Source organism: Paenirhizobium selenitireducens ATCC BAA-1503 (genome assembly GCF_000518785.1).
Lineage (GTDB): Bacteria > Pseudomonadota > Alphaproteobacteria > Rhizobiales > Rhizobiaceae > Allorhizobium > Allorhizobium selenitireducens.
This window is the reverse complement of the sequence record NZ_JAEG01000007.1, coordinates 63,948-85,885: the sequence shown is the minus strand read 5'-3', so window position 1 is coordinate 85,885 and position 21,938 is coordinate 63,948. Positions and strand designations below refer to the sequence as shown.

Here is a 21,938-nt window from a genome sequence, read left to right as displayed (position 1 = left end):
CTTTCGCCGAATGTCTTCTCTCTTCGCCTGAGCGAAGATTTCGGCCAATTTCAGGCACATTTACCGGATGACCGCCGAAAGCGCAAATCATCCGGTAACATTTCGTTAATGGCGGGCGGCCAATTCACGCAAGGCCGCCGCATCGCGGGCCGAGACCTCCGGATAGTCCGGGTCGGACCCCACGTCCCGGGTGATCTTCCACGAGCGGGCGCATTTGGTGCCCTCGGCCGGCTTCGGCTCGACCGCGACCTTGGTGCCGTCGTCGAGGCGGAAGGCCTCGGCCGGGCCTTCTCCGCCCACGACCGTGATGTCGGACGTGATGCAGATCTCGGCGAAGTCGAGACCGTCGAGCGCCGCGAGCAGCTCCGGATCGCCGACATGCACGACGGGGGCTGCTTCCAGCGACGAGCCGATGCGCTTGTCCTTGCGCTCGATTTCGAGCGCGCCGGTGACCGCACGGCGGACGGTGCGAACCTTTTTCCACTTTTCGGCCAGCGCTTCGTTCGACCAGTCGGCCGGGATTGCCGGGAACTGTTCGAGATGGACCGACTCGGCGTTCGGATCGCGCGACAGCCAGGCTTCCTCGGTGGTGAACGGCATCATCGGCGCAAACCACAGGACGAGGCAGTCGAACAGCTTGCGGATGACGAACAGAGCCGAGCGGCGCTTCAGGCTCGACGGCGCGTCGCAATAAAGGGTGTCCTTGCGGATGTCGAAGTAGAAGGCCGAGAGCTCGACATTGGCGAAATCGGTCAAGGCGCGGGTGATGCGCTTGAAGTCGAAATCGTCATAGGCCTTGCGCACCAGCTGGTCGAGTTCGGCCAGGCGATGCAGCATGAGCTTTTCGAGCTCCGGCAGCTCGGCATAGGCGATCTCCTCGCCGGTGTCGTGGGCGAGCGTACCGAGCATCCAGCGGATCGTGTTGCGGATCTTGCGGTAGGCGTCGATATTGGTCTGGATGATGGTCTTGCCGACGCGCAGGTCTTCCGCATAATCCGACGACATGACCCAGAGGCGAAGGATGTCGGCGCCGGCATCCTTCATGATGTCCTGGGGCGCGGTGACATTGCCCTTGGACTTCGACATCTTCTCGCCCTTCTCGTCCATGATGAAACCATGGGTGACGACGGCGTTATACGGCGCGCGGCCGCGCGTGGCGCAGCTTTCCAGCAGCGAGGAATGGAACCAGCCGCGATGCTGGTCTGAACCTTCGAGATAGACGTCGGCCGGCCATTTCAGGTCCGGGCGGTCCTCCAGCGTAAAGGTGTGGGTCGAGCCACTGTCGAACCAGACGTCGAGAATGTCGGTGACCATCAGCCACTTTTCGGCATCATGGGCATTGCCGAGGAAGCGCTCCTTGGCGCCTTCGGCAAACCAGGCATCGGCGCCTTCCTTCTCGAAGGCTTCGAGGATGCGGTCGTTGACTTGCTTGTCCTGAAGCACATTGCCGGCGGCATCGGCGAAGACGCAGATCGGCACACCCCAGGCACGCTGGCGCGACAGAACCCAGTCCGGACGGCCTTCGATCATGGCGCGCAGGCGGTTCTGGCCGGCGGCGGGCACGAAGCGCGTGTCATCGATGGCCGAGAGGGCTCGGCTGCGCAGCGTCGTGCCGTCGCCAAGCTCCTTGTCCATGTAGACGAACCATTGCGGCGTGTTGCGGAAGATGACCGGCTTCTTGGAGCGCCAGGAATGCGGATAGTCATGCTTGACGCGGCCGCGGGCAAACAGGTTGTTGGCGGCGATCAGGGCGTCCATGACGCGCTTGTTGGCATCGCCCTTCTTGCCGTTGTCGTCGATGACGCGAGCGGCACCGCCCTCGGCCGACGGACCGAAGCCCGGCGCATCCTCGGTGTAGAAGCCGGCATCGTCGACGGTGAAGGGGATTTTCGACGAGATACCGCGCGCCTCGAGCTCGCGGGCATGATGCATCCAGATGTCAAAGTCCTCGCGACCATGGCCGGGCGCCGTGTGCACGAAGCCGGTACCGGCATCGTCGGTGACATGGTCGCCGTCGAGCAGGGGGACGGGGAAGGTGTAGCCGAGGGAGGCGAGCGGGTGGGCACAAACGATTGCCGACAAAGCCAACGGATTAAGCTCAGAAATCAACTTGAGCTGGAGCTTAGCTTTGGTAGCACATTCTTCATGCAGTCGATTGGCAAGAATGAGCTTTTCACCGGGCTGCGGCCCAAAATCATTCGACGCCTCAGTTACCTCATAGAGGCCGTACTTGATCTTTGAAGAAAACGAGATAGCCCGGTTGCCTGGGATGGTCCAGGGCGTTGTCGTCCAGATCACAACTGACGCACCCACAAGTGGCGACTGATTCAGATCCATTCGACCGCTAGGAGTTCCATCACCCCACCACAAATCAGCCTGAGCAAAAGACTCCACCGGGAACTTCACCCAGATCGTGTCGCTCTCGACCTCGTGATACTCCACCTCGGCTTCCGCCAGCGCGGTGCGCTCGACGACCGACCACATGATCGGCTTGGAGCCACGATAGAGCTGGCCGGACATGGCGAGCTTCAGGAGTTCGCCGGCGATGCGGCTTTCGGCGTGGAAGTTCATCGTGGTGTAGGGACGGTCGAAATCGCCCTCGATGCCGAGGCGGCGGAATTCCTCCGACTGGATGTCGATCCAGCCTTGGGCGAATTCGCGGCATTCCTTGCGGAATTCGTTGACCGGAACCTCGTTCTTGTCCTTGCCCTTGGCGCGGTAGGCTTCCTCGATCTTCCATTCGATCGGCAGGCCGTGGCAGTCCCAGCCGGGCACATAGTTGGCGTCATAACCGCGCATCTGGAACGAGCGGGTGATGACGTCCTTCAGCACCTTGTTCAGCGCATGGCCGATATGGATGTTGCCGTTGGCATAGGGCGGGCCGTCATGCAGGACGAATTTCTCGCGGCCGGCGGCGGAGGCGCGAAGTCTCTTGTAGAGCTCCATCGACTTCCACTTGGCCGCCATTTCCGGCTCCTTCTGCGGCAGTCCGGCGCGCATCGGGAATTCGGTCTGGGGCAGGTAGAGGGTGGAGGAATAGTCTACTTTGTCATTGGTATCGGTCATGATCTTGCCATCGAGGGGCGCCCGATTAGGGTCGCGCATTGGTCTTGGAAGTCGCGGTGACGGAGAGCGTCTGGAGAAACGCCGAAAACCCGGACCCTCCGGCAGCTTTCACAGCGCGCGGAAGGCCGGGCCCATAATTCGAAGGGATATGGTCAGCCGAACCCTGGTCATTGTGGGCGTTGTTTAAGGGTTTTTACCGGGAAAAGGAAGAGGCTTGGTGGCAGGCGCACACGGGTCGCCTATTCGGCGCCGTCGGCCTTCACGACGGCGCGCAGCGCGTCATTGATGCGATCCTGCCAGCCCGGTCCGTCCTTCTGGAAATATTCGAGGACGGCGCTGTCGATCTTGATCGACACAATTTCCCTGGTTTCCGGCAGGGCGCGCCGCTCCACGGCGGCAGCGACCGGCTTCGGGGCCGGCTTGAACAATGCCTCGGCGGCATCCTTGGGACTGACGGGGCGACGCGGCGGGCTGGCCATGCGATTTCGGTTCCTGCTCTTTTTCGATCTTCGGCTCTCGGCTGCGCACTAGGCGTGAATTCTGCCGCAGGGTCAACCACCCGAGACGGCTGGGAGCCGATCTTATCTGTGACCGGGATCGGGCCTGAACTGACGCTGCGTCAGTGGGCCAGCGGTATCGCTGGTGAAGCTGCCCAGTTCGACGACTTCCGAGCGCGCCGCACGCCGGACCCTGCAGGCGGAACGTGCGCATTCGCCCATGGCGAAATGCATCGCGGCATCTTCACTCGCGAAGATGCCGCCGACAAGGCCCGCGCCATCATGCACGACCCACCAGCCGTGATGGTCGCGACCCACCGTAAACCGCGGGGTGCGGTGAGATTGCGAGGCACGCCTGACATATCTGGTCATAGGTCTGTCCTTTCAGAATGTGTTTCCGATTTGCTTGAGCTTCACGCCCGAAGCCTGAGGGGGCGATGCTGGTCACCGACCATCGACAAGGCATTGCGCACGGCCTCCTCTGTCGCAGGATCGAGTGGTAACAGCGGCAGGCGAACCTCCGTGGTCAGGCCCAACAGGCAAGACAAGGCAAGCTTGGCAGCGACAACGGCGTGTTCTCGTTCCAAGGCCAGGACGAGCGGCATCAGCCGTCGGTTCAATGTGGTGGCGGCCGATACATTGCCGTTCTGCTGGGCGTGGTACATGGATGCGAACAATCGCGGGGCTGCATTGGCCGCGATCGAGAGGACACCGCGTCCGCCCATGAGGCAAAACGGCAGCGCGGTCAGGTCATGTCCGGAGTAGTGCCGGATCTGCTGGCTGCACGCGGCCGGGAAAGTCCCGCGCCGCGAAAGATCCCCGGTGCAGTCTACGATACCCGCGATATTCGCCAGGTCCGCGAGCCGTTCCATCAAGTCCGGGCCAAGATCGATCGCGGTTCGACCGGGCGCATTGGCGATCAGGAGCGGCATGTCCACGGCATCACTGACACTCCGGAAATGGTGCAAGACCCCCTCCTGCGTCGGTTTGCTGTAATAGGGCAGGACCGCCACGACGGCGTGCGCGCCCAGGGTCCTCGCTTCCAGCGCCAACTCGACGGTGGTGCGCGTGCAATTCGTTCCGACGCCGACGAGAACGGGCACCTCGTTCGCTGCGACATCGACCGCGATGCGGATGATTTCCGCCCGCTCCTGGCGGCTGAGCGTCGGCGCTTCGCCCGCCTCGCCACATACGACGATGCCGCTGACGCCGCCGCGCATGTGCCATTCGATCAGACCTGCAAACCCGACGCCATCGAAGGCGCCGTCGCGAAACGGGGTGACGAGATCGCTGTAGAGGCCATCTGGCAGGGCTTTGGCGTCAGGCATCGTCGTGCCCCCCGGAGAAAGCCGAGCTACCCGCGGCACGGATCAAGGCGAGCAAGATCGCCGCGTTGCGATCAGGATGAACTGCGGCACCGCACAGGGACCGGTCCGCCGACCCGACGATCAACCGGCAACTCCACACGCCGTCGGACAGGCTGAGATGGTGCAGCTCGAGCGCGGGTCTCGAGCGCGCCAACAGGAACAGCAGCGCTTCCAGGTGTGCCGACGCATCCATCAGGTCCCGGAAATAGCGGCGGTCGCGGTCGTCGTGCCGGCAGGCGGACAGACATTCGAGCAGAGTATAGGCTTCCCAGATATGATGCTCGGACGCCTTGGGCAGAGCGGCCAATCGGTCCGTGAGCTGGTCGATCCTCTGGCTCGCAGTCAAAGGGAGGCCGTCGATGAAAATCGAGGTATGCATGGGTTGATCCGTTCCGGCGGAACGAATGAGCCTTGCCGATCCGGGTGTGCCCGGTCACCGCACAGCGACGCTCGACGCAGATGCATCCCGCCATGTGCTTCTTCGGTAAGGACCACTCTCGCCAACTTCATTGAAAGACGAGAGTAAAATAAGCTCGGGGATGTCAGGTATCGATTATGAAGGGCGCATCACGTCGTCAGGATTCCATAAGCGCCTCAGGAGACGCGCCGGGCCGCCCTCCGGTCGTCAAAACGCGATCTTGGCATCCAGTTCGCCGAGCGGCCTGACGCCTGCGAGAAGCGCCCTCGCCTCTTCCTCGTCCTTGCGGATCTGTTCGACCAGCGGTTCCAGCCCGGTGAACTTCAGCTCGTCGCGCAGATGGCCGAAGAAAGAGACGCGACAGTGCTCGCCATAGAGATCGCCGGAAAAATCGAAGAGGAAGGTTTCCAGCAGCGGCGCGCCATTGTCGGTGACCGTCGGGCGATAGCCGAAGCTGGCGACGCCATCGTGCAGGCTGCCGTTAGCCCGGCGCAGGCGGACCGCATAGATGCCGGCCTTAAGCTCGGCCTCAGGCGCGAGCGCCATGTTGGCCGTCGGATAGCCCAGCGTGCGGCCGAGCTGCTGGCCCTTGATGACCTCGGCCTCGACGGTGAAGCGATAGCCAAGCAGGCCGGCGGCCTCGGACACATTGCCCTCGGCGAGCAGGCGGCGGATGCGGCTCGACGAGACGACCTCGGCGCCTTCATCGCGGAAGGCATCGACCAGCGTCACGCCGAAACCGTTGCGCTTGCCGGCCTCCATCAGGAAGGCGGGGCCGCCCTCGCGCCCCTTGCCGAAATGGAAGTCGAAGCCGGTCACGACCTCGGTGGCGCCGAGCCAGTCGACCAGGATCGAGCGGACGAACTCCTCGGCCGAGCGCGAGGCGAATTCACGGTCGAAGGGATATTCGATGACCGAGTGGAAGCCCATGGCCTCGAGCACCTGGGCGCGGACCGGCGCCGGGGACAGCCGGAACACAGGCTTGTCGGGATTGAAGACGGTGCGCGGATGCGGCTCGAAGGTCAGCACCAGGGCCGGAACGCCGCGGCTCTTCGCCAGTTCCAGAGCCCGGTTGAGCACGGTCTGGTGGCCGCGATGCACGCCGTCGAAATTGCCGATGGCGATCACCCCGCCCTTCAGCTTTTCCGGCAGGGGCTTCTTCTTCTCGTTGCGGTGAAAGACGGTCATGAATTGCCTCCGCGAGACGGCAGACCGGGAGACGTCCGGTTACCCCCCTCTGGCCTGCCGGCCATCGCTCCCTCAAGGGGGGAAATCGGCTGGAGCTGCCGACGTCTTGCATGAAATGCCGAACGGGTCGCGGCCCGGTGGGCTTGGGACGCCACCGCGGATCGATCTCCCCCCTTGTGGGGGAGATGCCCGGCAGGGCAGAGGGGGGTGGCTTGCGACAGGTTCATCATGTCGGCCCTCGCGTCAGGCGAGCCTCTGCATCCAGTAACTCGGTGCGGCATTCTCGCGCTTCAGCCAGGCATTGAGGATCGCCTCGTCCGGCTTGCCGTTGACCGTGTATTCGGCCGCATGGATGCCGCCGGAGATATAGAGAAGGTCGAGACCGGCATCGAGCGCACCGCGCACGTCGGTCGGCATGCCGTCGCCGATCGCCAGGACGCGGCGCTTGTCGACCGGGCCCCTGTGGGCTTCGGCGGCGGCCACGAGGGAGGCCTCGTAGATCGGGCTGTGCGGCTTGCCGGCGATGCGGGTCGCGCCGCCGAGCTGTTCGTAATAGGCGGCAACCGCACCGGCGCAGGGGATCATGCGATGGCCGCGCTCGACGATCAGGTCGGGATTGGCGCAGATCAGCGGCGCCTTTCGGGCGGCAAAGGCGACCAGCATGTCGTGATAGTCTTCCGGCGTCTCGGTCTCGTCGTCGAAAAAGCCGGTGCAGACGATGGCCTCGGCCTGTTCGGCGGGCACGCGAACGACGTCGAGGCCGTCGAGCAGGTTGAGGTCGCGGTCGGGGCCGAGGAAGAAGATCTTCTTCGGGCCGGCGGCGATCAGCGTGCGGGTCACGTCGCCCGAGGTGACGATCCGGTCATAGGCGGTGTCGGCGACGCCGATCATGCGTAGCTGGTTGATGACGTCCTGCGAACGGCGCGGCGAATTGGTGATGAGAACGACGGAGACACCGGCGGCACGGGCCTCGGTCAGCACCTCGGAGGCGGCCGGAAAGGCGTCGATACCGTTGTGCAGCACGCCCCAGACGTCGCAAAGGATGACGTCGTAACGTTCGGTGACATCGCTCAAGGTGGAAATGCGCTCGGCCATTCGCTGTTCCTGACTGTAAAAATGCAAGGGCTGACATTGCAAAGGAATGCCCGGAAGGCAAGGGCCTTTGCCGGGGCGGACGGAAATTTGCCGGGGATGCGCGCGCTCAGATCCACAAGCGATAGAGGAGGCCGAGAGCGGCGGCGACCAATAGGGTGCGGCCCATGCCCTGCTTCAGAACGAAGATCATCACCGCCGACAGGAGGGCCAGGACCAGGGCCGCCGGATCGAGAGTCGCCGGGTCCGGCAGTGGCAGGGAGACGGAGAAGGCGGGGGCTGCCTGACCCGGAGCCTGAGTGGCGACCGGCCAGATGGACCAGCGCCCGACCTCGGCGAACAGAACATGCAGGGCGAACCAGACGGCGAGGTTGAGGATGACGCCGACCACGGCCGCCGTGATCGCCGACAGTGCTGCCGTGATCATGCGATTGCCGCGCAGCCGCTCGACATAGGGCGCGCCGGCGAAGATCCAGACGAAGCTCGGCACGAAGGTCGCCCAGGCGGCGAGCAACCCGCCAAGCATTCCGCCGAGGAAAGGCGGCAGGCCGCCGGCGTCACGAAAGCCGGCGAGGAAGCCGACATAGGAGAGCACCAGCACCAGGGGACCGGGCGTCGTTTCGGCGAGCGCCAGGCCGTCCAGCATTTCGCCCGGTTTCAGCCAGTGATACTGGTCGACTGCCACCTGCGCGACATAGGCGAGAACCGCGTAGGCGCCGCCGAAGGTGACGAGCGCCATGCGGGAAAAGAAGGCGAAGACCTCGGCAAGGCCGCTTTCGCCGGAGAGCAGCCAGAGCGGAAGTAGCGGCGCCTGCCAGACGATGAGCCAGAAGGCGAGCGTGGCGAGCGAGCGCCCAAGCGGTCGGGGCGGCGCCGAGGTCGGGCCATCGAGGTCGGCGACGTGCCGCGCGCCGCCGTCCCGCGCAACCATCCGCGCCTCGGCCAGACCGGCGAGCCCGGCCATCAGCACGACGAGCGGAAAGGGCAGAGCGAAGGCGAACAGGGCGAGGAATGCGGAAAGCGCGACGAGGCGATGGAACCGCGTCTTGAGCGCCCGGCGGCCGATGCGCACCACGGCCTCGACGACGATGGCAAGGATCGCGGCCTTCAGGCCGAAGAACAGACCGGCGACCCAGCCGACGTCGTGATAATAGGCATAGAGCGTCGACAGGCCGAGGATGACGGCGAGACCCGGCAGGACGAAGAGCAGGCCGGCAACCATGCCGCCGCGCACGCCGTGCGTCAGCCAGCCGATATAGGTCGCAAGCTGCTGGGCTTCCGGCCCTGGCAGCAGCATGCAGAAGTTCAGCGCATGCAGGAAGCGGTCCTCGGATACCCAGCGTTTTTCATCGACGCAGATGCGGTGCATCAGGGCGATCTGGGCCGCCGGGCCGCCGAAGCTCATCAGACCGATGCGCAGGAATGCGGACAGGAATTCGCCGAATGTCGGCTGCGGGATGGTTTCCTGTTCAACGGTCGTCACATGCTGCTCCCTGATCCGGCGCGTCACCAAAGCGGCATTGCCCTGACGAATCAAGGCAGAAGGTGCGCTCCGGCGCCACTATTGCGCAACTCGTCGTCAGGATTGCGAAGGGGACAGGCATCGAGAGAAAGGCAGCCGCAGCCGATGCAGGTGTCGAGCTGGTCGCGCAGCGCCTCCATGGTTGCGATCCGCGCATTGAGATCGTCGCGCCAAGAGGCGGACAGCCGCCGCCAGTCGGCCGCGGTCGGCGGCCGGTCGGCGGGCAGTTCCGCAAGCGCCTCGGCGATCCGCGCCAGCGGCAGGCCCAGGCGCTGCGCGGTCTTGATGAGGGCGACCCGGCGCAGCACACCGCGCGGATAACGCCGCTGGTTGCCGGCGCTGCGCCAGCTGCGGATCAGCCCCTCGCGCTCGTAGAAATGCAGGGCCGAAACCGCCACGCCGGCGCGTGCCGCGACCTCGCCGACGCTGAGCGACACGATTGCACCCGTTCGGCCCGAGCTTTCCGAATCTTTGCGCTTGATCTCAACCATTGTTGAGGTCGTACATTGCCGGGCGTCCATCGGCAACCAGCAAAGGAATTCCCGGATGAGCGCAACATCACCGCACCAGATCGACATCGCCGCCAGCGAGGCCGCGGCACCACCGGTTTCCAGCATCTTCAGGATAGACACCTTCGCGTGCCCCACAGTGCACCAGTCCGCCTTCGAGGACCGGCTGGCTATCATTCACGGCTATTTCGACACGCTGCCCGGCTGCCTCTACAATCGCGTGGTCCTGTCGGCGAGTGAAAATGACGACATGGTTAAGATCGCTACCATCGTCGAGTGGCGCGACCGGCAGGCGCTGGACGCGGCAAAATCCGCCGTCGGCGCCTTCTACGCGAAGTCGGGTTTCGATCCCGCCGCCTTCATGGCGGAGCGCGGCATAACAGGTGTTTTCGGGGTCTTTCGTCCGGTGGAGGGGTGAGCCAGAAGCCTCCGATCCACTGACCGCCTGCCCGTCTCGCCGAGACGATCGCCAACCGTCAGAAGTGGCGATCTTTTTTCGAGCCCACGCTTGACTCGCTCAAGGCCCGTCCTTATCTCCAGCTCGCTAGCACTCGCCATAAGGGAGTGCTAACAATATCCACGCGGGTCTCTTGAGGACCTGCCCATGTCATTTGATCGAGGGATTAGACAATGGCAAGCACAACTTTCCGTCCGCTTCACGACCGCGTTGTAGTCAAGCGCGTCGAGTCCGAAGAAAAGACCAAGGGCGGCATCATCATTCCTGACACTGCCAAGGAAAAGCCGGCTGAAGGCGAAATCATTGCTGTCGGTTCGGGCGTCCGCGACGACCACGGCAAGATCGTTCCGCTCGACGTCAAGGTCGGCGACCGCGTCCTGTTCGGCAAGTGGTCGGGCACCGAAGTCAAGCTCGACGGCGTAGACCTTCTGATCATGAAGGAAGCCGACATCATGGGCGTCATCGGCTGATTTAGCCGGTCACCTCTTCCCAAAATCAACAATTCACCAATGGGCTGATGCCCGGGAGTTTTGAAAATGGCTGCTAAAGAAATCAAATTCGGCCGCACTGCGCGCGAAAAAATGCTGCGCGGCGTCGATATCCTCGCTGACGCCGTCAAGGTAACGCTCGGCCCCAAGGGTCGTAACGTCATCATCGACAAGTCCTTCGGCGCTCCGCGCATCACCAAGGACGGCGTATCGGTTGCCAAGGAAATCGAACTTGAAGACAAGTTCGAAAACATGGGCGCCCAGATGGTCCGCGAAGTTGCTTCGAAGACCAACGACATCGCCGGCGACGGCACCACGACCGCGACCGTTCTGGCCCAGGCCATCGTTCGCGAAGGCAACAAGGCCGTTGCTGCCGGCATGAACCCGATGGACCTGAAGCGCGGTATCGATCTGGCCGTGACGGAAGTCGTCAAGGACCTGCAGAGCAAGGCCAAGAAGATCTCGACTTCGGAAGAAGTCGCACAGGTCGGCACGATCTCGGCAAACGGCGACGTACAGGTCGGCCGCGATATCGCTGAAGCCATGCAGAAGGTCGGCAACGAAGGTGTCATCACCGTCGAAGAAGCCAAGACCGCTGAAACCGAACTCGAAGTCGTCGAAGGCATGCAGTTCGACCGCGGCTACCTGTCGCCCTACTTCGTGACCAACCCGGAAAAGATGATCGCCGATCTCGACGACGCTTACATTCTCCTCCACGAGAAGAAGCTCTCGAACCTCCAGGCCATGCTGCCGGTTCTCGAAGCCGTCGTACAGTCGGGCAAGCCGCTCGTCATCATCGCTGAAGACGTCGAAGGCGAAGCTCTTGCAACGCTCGTCGTCAACAAGCTGCGTGGCGGCCTGAAGATCGCTGCCGTCAAGGCTCCGGGCTTCGGCGATCGCCGCAAGGCCATGCTGGAAGACATCGCCATCCTGTCGGGCGGCACTGTCATTTCCGAAGACCTCGGCATCAAGCTCGAAAATGTCACGCTCGACATGCTCGGCCGCGCCAAGAAGATCTCGATCACCAAGGAAAACACCACGATCGTCGATGGTGCCGGCCAGAAGTCGGACATCGAAGGCCGCGTTTCCCAGATCAAGGCTCAGATCGAAGAAACCACCTCTGACTACGACCGCGAAAAGCTGCAGGAACGTCTTGCCAAGCTCGCTGGCGGCGTTGCCGTGATCCGCGTTGGCGGCTCGACGGAAATCGAAGTCAAGGAACGCAAGGACCGCATCGACGACGCTCTGAACGCGACGCGCGCTGCTGTTCAGGAAGGCATCGTCCCCGGCGGCGGTACCGCTCTCCTGCGCTCTTCCGTCAAGATCACCGTCAAGGGTGCAAACGACGATCAGGAAGCCGGCATCAACATCGTTCGCAAGGCTCTTCAGTCGCTGGTTCGCCAGATCGCTGAAAACGCTGGCGACGAAGGTTCGATCATTGTTGGCAAGATCCTCGAGAGCGACACCGACAACTTCGGCTACAACGCCCAGACTGGCGAATTCGGCGACATGATCGCCATGGGTATCGTCGATCCGCTCAAGGTTGTCCGCACCGCCCTGCAGAACGCAGCTTCGGTTGCTTCGCTGCTGATCACCACCGAAGCCATGATTGCCGAACTTCCGAAGAAGGAATCGGCCGGCGGCATGCCGGGCGGTATGGGCGGCATGGGCGGCATGGACATGATGTGATAGGCGAAAAGCCTATCGCAGCCATGGCCATAAAGCTTCGCCCATGCACTTAGAGCAGTTCGGCGCGTCAAGCGCGCCGAACGGGCGGCATGGACATGATGTGATAGGCGAGAAGCCTATCGCAGCCATGGCCATAAAGCTTCGCCCATGCACTTAGAGCAGTTCGGCGCGTCAAGCGCGCCGAACGGGCGGCATGGACATGATGTGATAGGCGAGAAGCCTGTCGCACTGATCCAACCGGTTCAGTCTGACGAAAGGGCGGTCTTCGGATCGCCCTTTTTTCCGTTTGCAGCGCAGGTGGTCCGGCCCTTGTTCCACTCCGGCAGCGAATCGGGACAAAGCACAAGCGAAGCCTTATGCAACTGCACGTCACTTCCGGCTATGCGTTTGTATTCACATTCGGAGGTGATAATGAAACCTCCGATTTATCCCGGCATTTCAGAATCTTTGTCGCGTCTGCCTCCGCAAACGCGCGCGGCAGAGTGCACGGGCACGGGTCTTTTTCGCCTGGGTTGCATCGCGCGCCCAAAAATATGAACCCATAGATGAAAATGAGGCATTCTCGCATTTCAAGAACCGTGCTATCTGCAAAGATGCCCCTATGTCGCTAGGGGGCGGATGCGGTGATCGCGTGGATATTCGCGTTATTTAAAAAATACTCGCGAACGCGAAAAATCGCATTGCGGACCACGTGAAATATTTATAACGCTTCGGCGGATGATTGAAATGCCAGGGTGATCGCTACGGGGGTGGCACCACCATTGGTAAATGGCCGCTTGGCCGGACATCGACGGGGGAACGGGGTGGTTGTAACCTATGCGCGAAGCGCCTACTCTACAGCATGCGTTTATGATTAGTTGACATACTTCGCGTCCTTTTGCTGACGGTGCGCTTGACGCGGGCCTTCAGGCAAGAGAAGCGCGAAGGCAGAAGACGACGACGGGCGCCCCGCTGCGCCCGCAACTGAAACTGATCCGAGAACAATAACGCGTAAATCGGCACATGCCTGGGGACAGCCTTGTTTAAGATTGCCAGAGCCAGTCTTGCAGTATCGTTCAGCACGGGATTTCCCGAACCTGAGAATGGCGAAAGTGACGCCTTAGCCCAGTTCACCGTTTCGGAGGGCTGGGTCGGCGACCTGTCGAATGGCGTCATCAAGCTCGGCGAGCGGGCGACCTTGCTGCACGGACTGAACACACCCGAATGCGGACTGCTCAGCATGATGCGCTGCTACGACCCGAATGATCGGGCCCATATTCTCGAGCTCTTCGAACAGGCGGCAACGACGTCCTCGCATTTCTGCTATTCGACGACGATTGGCCTGCCCAACGGCCATCGCCAGCCGGTCTTCTGCGTCGGCGAGTCCGATGGACTCGAGCAAACGAGTGCGGGCAGCATGCTCGGCATGTTCGTCTTCCCGCGCTTCAAGCTGGCCGCCTCAGCCCCGCTGCGCGTACTTTCCTGATCCATTTCATTGACGCCAGTCGCACCTCGCCTGTGGCCGGTCGCCGCCGGAGGACCGCGTTGATCGTTTCGTTTTATTGAACGAATAGTCAAGGATCGTCTATCTATCGCCGACAGCGAAGAGGTGAGACAACCGCTCCAGGAAATTCAACCAGCAGCGCACCGGCCCATACACAAGCCGCGCCCAGGAGCCTCACATGTCCAGCAGCAACAATGCCATCATCCTCATCGCCCGCATCCTCCTCTCCTTCATCTTCATCTATTCCGGCTTCGGCAAGCTGATCGACCCGGCCGGCACCGCCGGCATGATCACCGGCGCCGGCCTGCCCGCGGCAACCGCGCTCGCCTATCTCGCCGGTCTCTTCGAACTGGTTGCCGGCCTGTTCGTCCTCGTCGGCTTCCAGACCAAGGTCACCGGCTGGCTGCTCGCTCTGTTCTGCGTATTCACCGGCGTCGTCTTCCACGGCTCGGCGATCAACGTTCCGGACTTTCCGGCTGCCGCAAACGGCTGGCTGACCGTGCTCAACCAGATCATGATGATGAAGAACATCACGCTGGCCGGCGCCTATATCCTGCTCGCCACCTTCGGCCCGGGCGCCTATTCGCTCGACGCCCGCCGCGGCGTGGCCGTCGCCGCCTGAACGAACTCAGTTCCCTGCCCCAGAACCGCCGGAGCGATCCGGCGGTTTTTTTTGCGTCCCGTTCAGTCCTTGCGGGCCAGCCAGACCGTGGCGCCGCCGCAGCCCGGATCCTCGGCCACGTGGTCGACCACCGTGAAACCGTTCTCCCCAAGATGCCGCCGGTATTCCTCAGGGCCAAGGCTCGCGTGATAGAGCGGCTCGCCCTCGAAGCTGCCGACCGCCACGCCCTCGCGAGGCCCCGAGGTGAACATCAGCATGGCACCACCCGCCGAATGGGCGGCGAAGAGCGGAAACATCGCCCGCTGCTCGTCGGGCATCAGGTGGAAGAAGCTGTGCCAGGCGAGAAGCGCATCGAAGGTCCGGCCGAGCGCAAGGCTCCGCATGTCGGCCACGCGCCAGTCGGCGGAGGGAAATCGTTCACGGCAAAGGCCGATCAGCGTTTCGGAGGAATCGACGCCCGTAACGGCAAGGCCGCGGGCCAGGAGTTCGGCCGCCATCGGCTCGCCGGAGCCGCAGCCGATGTCGAGCACGGCAGCCCCTCTGGGTAGGTTTGCGGCAAAGCGGTCGAGCCACGGCTTTTCAAACAGGTGTTTCGAGCGGATGTCGTCGAAGGCGCGGGCGTGGCGCTCGTAGAGACCGATCACCCGCTCCGCTTCGCTCATGGCCGCCTCACAAGACCGCGCGGACCGCCGCGACGATCTCGGCCACCCGGGTGTCGCCCTCGTGTTCGGGCTTGCGGGCCCGGACCAGGCAGGCCTCGGATTTCAGGATGACGCCGTCGGACAGGATCTTCAGGTGATTGGCCTTGAGCGTCGAGCCGGTCGAGGTGATGTCGACGATGATGTCGGCCTGGCCGGCGGCAGGTGCCCCTTCCGTCGCGCCGAGGCTTTCGACGATGCGGTAGAGCTGGATGCCGTGCTGGCTCGAGAAGAACTGCTGGGTCAGGCGCCAGTATTTGGTGGCGATCGCCAGGCGGCGGCCGTGGCGGGTGCGGAACTCGGCAGCAACGTCGCCAAGGTCGGCCATGGTGTCGACGTCGAGCCAGATTTCCGGGACGGCGACGACCACGTCGGCATGGCCAAAGCCCAGGCGCGCGCAGATCTCGACCCGCTTGTCGGCTTCCGCCAGCCCTTCGCGGATCAGGTCTTCGCCGGTCACGCCGAAATCGACCGTGCCGGCGCCGATCTCGCGGGCGATTTCCGAGGCCGAAAGAAAGGCGATCTCGATATCGTCCATGCCTTCGACACGACCGCGATAGGAGCGGTCATTGCCGACGGCGACGATCCTCATGCCGGCACGCTCGAAGATCGCCTGGCAGTCGTCCTTCATCCGGCCCTTGGAGGGCAGCCCGATGGTGATCATGTGCGCGCCCTTTCCGTTTCGATGCGGTCGAGCCAGAGCGAGAAGCCGACGGCCGGGATATGGTTTTCCGCGCCAAGCAGGGTCAGCAGACGATCGAAACGACCGCCGCCGGCCAGCACTGCCGGCTCACCCTTGACCCCGATCTCGTAGACCAGGCCGGTATAGTAGTCGAGCGGACGGCCGAAGGCGGCGCGATAATTGATCCGGGTAAGATCAAGGCCGATATTGGCAAGGGCGGCGACGCGCTCGTCGAAGCGCGACAGGGCCGAACCGAGCTTCAGGCCGGCGGCATCGGCAAAGCCGGCCAGCGCGGCGGAGGCTTCCGACAGCGGCAGTTCGAGCGAGAGAAACTCGCGCAGCAGCAGCAGGGCCGCGCCGTCGAGCCGGGTCTCGGCCAGTTCCAGTTTTTCCTTCAGGCGCCTGGCGATTTCGGTCGGCGAGCGGCTGGCATTGGTGGAATAGCCGGTCGCCTGCATGGTCTCGTCGATCCGGGCGATCAGCGCCCAGTCGCGGCCGCTCGACACCATCTCGACGATCTCCGGATCGAGGCCCTGCACAGGATTGGGGCTGCCGAGCTTCCTCAGCAGCTGGTCGATCTGTTCGGGATTGCCGAAGGCCTGGATCAGCCGCTTCTGCCAGCCGGCGGGCAGGCCGAGCGCCTTGACCACCGCCTCGAACACCGCCTGATCGCCGAGCGTCACGACGAGCGTGCGGCCGGGGAGCAGTCGGGCAAGGATGGCATGGGCGTCACCGATGGCGCGGGCGTCGGCGCTGGCAATGCCGGTATCGCCGAGATCCTCGATGCCGGCCTGGTAGAATTCATCGGCACCGTCGCGGCGCTGGCGAAACACTTCGCCGAGATAGGCATAGCGCTTCGGCGTGCCGGTCGCGGTCTCGATGTGGCGCAGGCAGACGGGAATGGTGAATTCCGGACGCAGGCACAGGCTTGCCCCCCGCTCGTTCTCGGTCATGAAGATGCGGCGGCGCAGATCCTCGCCGGCCATGTCGAGAAAAGGCTCGGCGGGCTGAATCACCGGCGTGTCGACCCTCTCCGTCGCGCGGGCGGCGAATTCGTCGAGAAGGGTTCCGGCGAAGTCGGGCATGTTGATCAGCGGCATGGGACGGCTCTCGTCTTCGAGGCAAAGCTTTTCGTCGCCTCGACCCTTGGCACAACAGGAGAGATTGACGCGAAGGCACGAGACCGCCCCCCTCTGCCCTGCCGGGCATCTCCCCCACAAGGGGGGAGATCGGCCAAAACCGACCCCTCGGCGCAAGGAAGAGACCCACCGTCAATCGCACCGTCGCTGAAGGCAGAAGTAGCGACCAAGCCGGCACCGGGTCTAGCGAGGACCGAGCGGCAGGCGGCAACCGATCTCCCCCCTTGTGGGAGAGATGCCCGGCAGGGCAGAGGGGGGTAGCGGCTCGGCATGCCGCCAGACACTCCTCGCGCGCAGGAAATCCCCGACATTCGCGGCAAGCGCCGACCGGCCCCCTCCCCCCTGTGGGGAGGGTTGGGGAGGGGAAAAGCCGCGATCTCAGACATCGGCCTGCTTTGCCCGACGACGATCTTCCGCCTGGGCCTCGAGGATTTCCATGACCTTGGCGACGAGGTCGGCTTCCGGCACGACGTCCTGCGCGACGCGGGCCTCGCGCCATTCGGCATTGTCGGTGATCTCGCCCGACAGGCGCTTGCCCTCGATCAGGTCCTTGATCTGCACCACGCCTTGCGCACGCTCGTCGCCGCCCTGAATGATGGCGATCGGCGAGCCGCGGCGGTCGGCATATTTCAGCTGGTTGCCGAACTTCTTCCAGTTGCCCTGGTACATTTCGGCGCGGATGCCTTCGTTGCGCAGCGCCTGGGTGAAGCGCTGATAGCGGCCCATGCTCTCGACGTCGCCGTCCATGACGGTGACGAGTACCGGCGCCAGGACCTCGTCCGCGCCGAGCTTGCCGAGGTTCTTCAGCGCCGTCATCAGGCGCGAGACGCCGATGGAGAAGCCCGTGGCCGGAACCGGCTGCCCCATGAAACGCGAGACGAGCCCGTCATAACGCCCGCCGCCACCGACCGAGCCGAAGACGACCTTTTCGCCCTTCTCGTTGGTGACGTCGAAGGTCAGTTCGGCTTCGTAGACCGGGCCGGTGTAGTATTCGAGGCCGCGGACACATGAGGGGTCAAGCTTCACTCGATCGTCATAGCCAGATCCGATAACTAGATCAGCAATTAGCTCCAGCTCTGTCAGAGCCTCTACAAGACTGTCATTCAGCTCATAGAGGAGCGCGACCAAGCCCAAATAGTACCAGAATGGGTGAGGAGACCGAGCCCTACCACTTTTGTTTAATTCTATTAACCTACCGCATTCAGATTTCTGTTGTTCCGACCAACCTCGCGGCGGGTAATAGTAAGGGTTTGGGAAATCGACCGAATCTGCTCCGACCATAGGTTCGGTTAGTTCTTCAAACGCAATAGTCTCAACTAGGATATCAATCGTATCGGCATCAAGCCCCGCACCTTTGGTGAAGTCGCCAGACTCGTCTTTGCGGCCTTCGCCAAGCAGCAGCTTCACGCCTTCCGGGCCAAACTTGTCCAGCTTGTCGATCGCCCGCAGCACATTCAGCCGACGGCCGGCGTTCTCCTCGCCGCCGAGGCCGATTGCCTCCATCACGCCGTCGAGAACCTTGCGGTTGTTCACCCGGATGACGTAGTCGCCGCGCTTGATGCCGAGCGCTTCCATGGTGTCGGCCATCATCATGCACATCTCGGCGTCCGACTGGACGCCCGGCGCGCCGACCGAATCCGCGTCGAACTGCATGAACTGGCGGAAGCGGCCGGGGCCGGGCTTTTCGTTGCGGAAGACATAGCCGGCGCGATAGGTGCGGTAGGGCAGCTGGATCTCGTTGAAATTTTCCGCGACATGGCGGGCGAGCGGCGCGGTGAGGTCATAGCGCAGCGACATCCACTGCTCGTCGTCGTCCATCAGCGAGAAGACGCCCTCGTTCGGCCGGTCGGCATCGGGCAGGAACTTGCCGAGCGCATCGGTATATTCGAACAGCGGCGTCTCGACCGGGTCGAAACCATAGCGCTCGTAGACTTCGCGGATCTTCGCCGTCATCTCGTTGACCGCACGAATGTCGGCCGCCTCGCGATCGACGAAGCCGCGCGGCAGGCGGGCTCTCAGTTTCTGCGGCTTCTTGGTCTTTTCGCTCATGATGCGGGCACCGGATTTCTTCGTTTTGAAATGTGTCGGTGTCTTAGAGGATCAAGGTTTTGGCGGCAAGGGCGAAGGCTGGAAGGCAGGGCGAACGGGTGGTATATTCTTGGCCAAACGAGGGGTCGGCCGATGAACAGGCAGATGACGATCGACATGCCGGACGAAATGCATGCCGGGCATGAGCGGCATGCGGCCGCGGCGGGCATGAGCCTTGAGGCTTATCTGGTTGACGTCCTCATCGCCCGGATTTCGCGCGAAGAAAGTTTGCGACAGGAAAACGCGGGCAAGGCTGAGGAAACATTACTCGGCGAAGGACCGCTATGAATGCGCCACCGCTCGCAAATCTATCGGTAACCCATGATCCTCGAAGCCCTGAACTATGCCGCGACCTGGCCGCTGACCGCGCCCAGCCACCGTCCCTTCATCCGATATTCCGTCAATCTCTGGTCGCGCGCCGGGCGTTGTGCCGCCGATTGGCGGGAGCATGAGGAAAACAGCAAGGCGGCGATCCTTGCGGCGATGGCCAAACTCAGGCAGCGCCGCACCGCCGTGGTGCTCGGCTCCGGCCTGTTGCGCGACGTACCGATCATCGCGCTTTCCCGTGCCTTCGACACGGTCGTGCTGGTCGATCTCGTCCATCTGGCGAGCGTGCGGATGTGGCTCGCGTCGAAGGGCCTGAAGAATGTCCGGCTGATCGAGCGCGATCTTTCCGGCTATGACGCGCTGGCGGCCGGCGGCGAGCCCGATCCCCTCGGCTTCCTGCGGCAGGTGCCCTATCTCGATTTCGTGGTCTCGGCCAATCTTCTGTCGCAGATCGGCATAGGCGCCAAGAAGCGGCTGGAACGGGAGATGGAGGGGCGGATGCCGGCAGACGCGCTGCCGCGACTGATCCGCGCCCATCTCGACGGGCTGGCCGGCTTGCCGGCACCGACCTGTCTGCTCACCGACATCGCCTATGAGCTGATCGACAGGACCGGGCACCTTCACGAACGGATCGACCTGCTGCATGGGGTCGCGGTTCCCCCGCATGGCGCCGAATGGGACTGGCCGGTCGTGCCGCTCGGCGAGGAAAACCGGAACTACCGGATCGTGCACAAGGTCATTGCCGCCTGAGCCCCTTGAGAAGGGTAGGCCATCACGAAATCTGGACCGGCCTTGCTTTCGACGAAATCACGCTTAACCTTCGGCGCCATGAGATCGCTGATCCGCACCCTGCTTGTCCTTGCCGCCCTGGCCTATGGCGCCATGCCGTTCACCGGCATGGCGTGGGCGATGCCGGCCGGTGCGGATGTTGTCGTCGCAAGCGTCGCCGTCGAACCGGCCGCCGGCGGTCATGCCATGCATGGCGCCGCGATGCAGTCCGAAGCGAAGATGATCGCTGTTGCCGATCAGGCGAATACCGATTGTCCGCATCCCGGCAAGACGGATCACACCCCGCATTGCGCCGCCTGCCTGACCTTGCCGGCCGATCTCAGGATTGCGGCTTCCGGCGAGCAGCCCCGCGCTGCCGAAGCGCCGACGGTCACCATCGCCTTTTCCTCCTGGCCAGCCGCGCCGCTCGATCCCCCTCCCCGCGTCTGACAATCCCGGTTACGCATACACGGCGCCTGTCGCCGAAACCTGAATTCCGTCTCAAAGACAAAGGAAAACCCATGCTTATCAAAGCACTCTTCACCGCATCCGCCGTTCTTCTCGCCACTGTTGCTTCCGCCCAGGACAGCACCAGCCACGAAGGCCACACCGCAACCATGGACATGAGCCAGCCGGTCGGCGACCAGGGTCCGTCCAGCGTCGCCTTCGCTAAGGCCAACGGCAAGATGCACTCCGACATGGCGATCGAATTTTCCGGCAATGCCGATGTCGACTTCGTTCGCGGCATGATCCCCCATCACCAGGGGGCGATCGACATGGCCAAGATCCAGCTGCAATACGGCAAGGATGCGGAAATCCGCAAGCTCGCCGAAGGGGTGATCAAGGCCCAGGAGGGCGAGATCGCCATGATGAAGGAATGGTTGGCCAAGCACGGCCAGTGATCCACTGCCAAGGGCAAGCCTGACGCATTGTCGGGCGTCCATCCGGCTCGATTTTTCGGCATGGACGCCGCCCCCTCGGGCGGCGTTCTTGTAACGCGAGTGGAAGATCCAGCCCGAAATGCGAAGTCTGAGGCGGCGGCTTTCCGGCCTGCTCCATGGCCTCGCCTTCGGCGAACGAAGGCGCTATTTTGCCAGCGTCCGGTCCCAACAGAGAGACGTGCATGAATACCCGCCCCCTCACCGTGATCGGCTTCGACGCCGACGACACGCTCTGGCAGAACGAACAGTTCTATCGGCTGACGGAAGAGCATTTCCGCGGCCTGCTCGCCGACTTCGCCGAAGGCGAGCACATTTCTCAGCGCCTGCTCGAGGCGGAAAAGCGCAACCTTTCGCATTATGGTTTCGGCATCAAGGGCTTCACCCTGTCGATGATCGAGACGGCACTGGAGGTGACCGAGGGCCGCGTGCCGACGCAGATCATCGGCGAGATCCTGTCGATCGGCCGCGACCTGCTCAGTCATCCCGTCGAGACCATGCCGCATGCGCGCGAGACGCTGGAAGCGCTTGCCGGCGACTATTATCTGGTGCTGATCACCAAGGGCGACCTGTTCGACCAGGAGCGCAAGCTTGCCCAGTCGGGGCTCGGCGACTATTTCGACGCGGTGGAGATCGTCTCGGACAAATCGGCGACTACCTATCGCCGCATCTTCGGCAAGACCGCCGACGGACCGGAACGGGCGATGATGATCGGCAATTCGCTGAAATCGGACATCGTTCCGGCGATCGCCACCGGCGCCTGGGGCGTGTTCGTGCCGCATGAACTGACCTGGATCCTGGAGCGCGTGGAAAAACCGACGGAGGCGCCGCGCTTTCGCGAAATCGCCCATCTCGGCGAACTGCTCCCGCTCATCCAGGAAATCGGCAGATAAAGGTGGA

The 21,938-nt window shown here is 63.2% G+C and carries 23 protein-coding genes; 10 read left to right on the top strand and 13 right to left on the bottom strand.

Going from position 1 to position 21,938, the window contains the following annotated elements; all coding sequences use genetic code 11:
* Positions 1-105: 105 nt before the first annotated feature.
* The 9 genes from ileS to soxR all read right to left on the bottom strand — a co-directional run bounded on the left by ileS (position 106) and on the right by soxR (position 9,641).
* Positions 106-3,066: an isoleucine--tRNA ligase gene (ileS, locus tag L867_RS0110130; protein WP_028736774.1), complete on the bottom strand. Its 2,961-nt coding sequence runs from the start codon at positions 3,064-3,066 to the stop codon at positions 106-108.
* Between the two features lie 239 nt (positions 3,067-3,305).
* Positions 3,306-3,545: a BrnA antitoxin family protein gene (locus tag L867_RS0110125; RefSeq protein WP_028736773.1), complete on the bottom strand. Its 240-nt coding sequence runs from the start codon at positions 3,543-3,545 to the stop codon at positions 3,306-3,308.
* A gap of 102 nt (positions 3,546-3,647) precedes the next feature.
* Positions 3,648-3,935: a hypothetical protein gene (locus tag L867_RS25000; RefSeq protein ID WP_051438917.1), complete on the bottom strand. Its 288-nt coding sequence runs from the start codon at positions 3,933-3,935 to the stop codon at positions 3,648-3,650.
* A 41-nt stretch (positions 3,936-3,976) separates the two neighbouring features.
* Positions 3,977-4,891 (bottom strand): 4-hydroxy-tetrahydrodipicolinate synthase, encoded by a 915-nt coding sequence (gene dapA / locus L867_RS0110115; protein WP_028736772.1) that lies wholly within the window; start codon positions 4,889-4,891, stop codon positions 3,977-3,979.
* Positions 4,884-5,309, bottom strand: a complete 426-nt coding sequence (locus L867_RS0110110; RefSeq protein ID WP_028736771.1) for a hypothetical protein — start codon at positions 5,307-5,309, stop codon at positions 4,884-4,886. The genes dapA and L867_RS0110110 overlap by 8 nt, the downstream gene beginning before the upstream one ends.
* A gap of 246 nt (positions 5,310-5,555) precedes the next feature.
* On the bottom strand, positions 5,556-6,536 hold the full coding sequence (locus L867_RS0110105) for a bifunctional riboflavin kinase/FAD synthetase (RefSeq protein ID WP_028736770.1): 981 nt from the start codon (positions 6,534-6,536) through the stop codon (positions 5,556-5,558).
* Positions 6,537-6,779: 243 nt separating this feature from the next.
* Complete coding sequence (locus tag L867_RS0110100; RefSeq protein WP_028736769.1) at positions 6,780-7,631, bottom strand: TIGR01459 family HAD-type hydrolase; 852 nt, start codon at positions 7,629-7,631, stop codon at positions 6,780-6,782.
* Between the two features lie 106 nt (positions 7,632-7,737).
* Entirely contained in the window at positions 7,738-9,111 is a 1,374-nt protein-coding gene (chrA, locus tag L867_RS0110095) for a chromate efflux transporter (protein WP_028736768.1), read from the bottom strand.
* 50 nt (positions 9,112-9,161) lie between these two features.
* Positions 9,162-9,641: a redox-sensitive transcriptional activator SoxR gene (soxR, locus tag L867_RS0110090; protein ID WP_051438916.1), complete on the bottom strand. Its 480-nt coding sequence runs from the start codon at positions 9,639-9,641 to the stop codon at positions 9,162-9,164.
* A gap of 55 nt (positions 9,642-9,696) precedes the next feature.
* On the opposite strand from soxR, the gene L867_RS24995 reads away from it, so the two are divergent.
* The 5 genes from L867_RS24995 (at position 9,697) to L867_RS0110065 (ending at position 14,398) form a co-directional block, all read left to right on the top strand.
* Positions 9,697-10,077: an antibiotic biosynthesis monooxygenase gene (locus L867_RS24995; protein WP_037173073.1), complete on the top strand. Its 381-nt coding sequence runs from the start codon at positions 9,697-9,699 to the stop codon at positions 10,075-10,077.
* 212 nt (positions 10,078-10,289) lie between these two features.
* Entirely contained in the window at positions 10,290-10,586 is a 297-nt protein-coding gene (groES, locus tag L867_RS0110080) for a co-chaperone GroES (RefSeq protein ID WP_028736766.1), read from the top strand.
* A gap of 66 nt (positions 10,587-10,652) precedes the next feature.
* Positions 10,653-12,293 (top strand): chaperonin GroEL, encoded by a 1,641-nt coding sequence (gene groL / locus L867_RS0110075; protein ID WP_028736765.1) that lies wholly within the window; start codon positions 10,653-10,655, stop codon positions 12,291-12,293.
* Positions 12,294-13,311: 1,018 nt separating this feature from the next.
* Positions 13,312-13,758, top strand: a complete 447-nt coding sequence (locus tag L867_RS0110070; protein WP_028736764.1) for a hypothetical protein — start codon at positions 13,312-13,314, stop codon at positions 13,756-13,758.
* A 196-nt stretch (positions 13,759-13,954) separates the two neighbouring features.
* Positions 13,955-14,398 (top strand): DoxX family protein, encoded by a 444-nt coding sequence (locus tag L867_RS0110065; RefSeq protein ID WP_028736763.1) that lies wholly within the window; start codon positions 13,955-13,957, stop codon positions 14,396-14,398.
* Between the two features lie 62 nt (positions 14,399-14,460).
* Here the strand turns inward: L867_RS0110065 and L867_RS0110060 are convergent, their stop codons facing one another.
* The 4 genes from L867_RS0110060 to L867_RS0110045 form a co-directional block, all read right to left on the bottom strand.
* Positions 14,461-15,060, bottom strand: a complete 600-nt coding sequence (locus L867_RS0110060) for a class I SAM-dependent DNA methyltransferase (RefSeq protein WP_028736762.1) — start codon at positions 15,058-15,060, stop codon at positions 14,461-14,463.
* 7 nt (positions 15,061-15,067) lie between these two features.
* Positions 15,068-15,760, bottom strand: a complete 693-nt coding sequence (gene hisG, locus L867_RS0110055; protein WP_028736761.1) for an ATP phosphoribosyltransferase — start codon at positions 15,758-15,760, stop codon at positions 15,068-15,070.
* Positions 15,757-16,878 carry an ATP phosphoribosyltransferase regulatory subunit gene (locus L867_RS0110050; protein WP_028736760.1) on the bottom strand — a complete coding sequence of 374 codons (1,122 nt, stop codon included), beginning with the start codon at positions 16,876-16,878 and terminating at the stop codon, positions 15,757-15,759. The genes hisG and L867_RS0110050 overlap by 4 nt, the downstream gene beginning before the upstream one ends.
* Before the next feature lie 417 nt (positions 16,879-17,295).
* The gene (locus tag L867_RS0110045; RefSeq protein ID WP_028736759.1) at positions 17,296-18,966 is read right to left on the bottom strand and encodes a histidine--tRNA ligase; all 1,671 of its coding nucleotides are present in this window, start codon (positions 18,964-18,966) and stop codon (positions 17,296-17,298) included.
* A gap of 144 nt (positions 18,967-19,110) precedes the next feature.
* On the opposite strand from L867_RS0110045, the gene L867_RS0110040 reads away from it, so the two are divergent.
* The 5 genes from L867_RS0110040 to L867_RS0110020 all read left to right on the top strand — a co-directional run bounded on the left by L867_RS0110040 (position 19,111) and on the right by L867_RS0110020 (position 21,931).
* On the top strand, positions 19,111-19,293 hold the full coding sequence (locus L867_RS0110040) for a hypothetical protein (RefSeq protein ID WP_156951559.1): 183 nt from the start codon (positions 19,111-19,113) through the stop codon (positions 19,291-19,293).
* Between the two features lie 33 nt (positions 19,294-19,326).
* Positions 19,327-20,082, top strand: coding sequence for a hypothetical protein (locus tag L867_RS0110035; protein ID WP_028736757.1), 756 nt, complete (start codon positions 19,327-19,329; stop codon positions 20,080-20,082).
* Positions 20,083-20,160: 78 nt separating this feature from the next.
* The gene (locus tag L867_RS26400; protein ID WP_051438915.1) at positions 20,161-20,550 is read left to right on the top strand and encodes a hypothetical protein; all 390 of its coding nucleotides are present in this window, start codon (positions 20,161-20,163) and stop codon (positions 20,548-20,550) included.
* Positions 20,551-20,621: 71 nt separating this feature from the next.
* Entirely contained in the window at positions 20,622-21,002 is a 381-nt protein-coding gene (gene copM / locus L867_RS0110025) for a CopM family metallochaperone (RefSeq protein WP_028736756.1), read from the top strand.
* A gap of 221 nt (positions 21,003-21,223) precedes the next feature.
* The gene (locus tag L867_RS0110020; protein WP_028736755.1) at positions 21,224-21,931 is read left to right on the top strand and encodes an HAD family hydrolase; all 708 of its coding nucleotides are present in this window, start codon (positions 21,224-21,226) and stop codon (positions 21,929-21,931) included.
* Positions 21,932-21,938 lie beyond the last annotated feature (7 nt).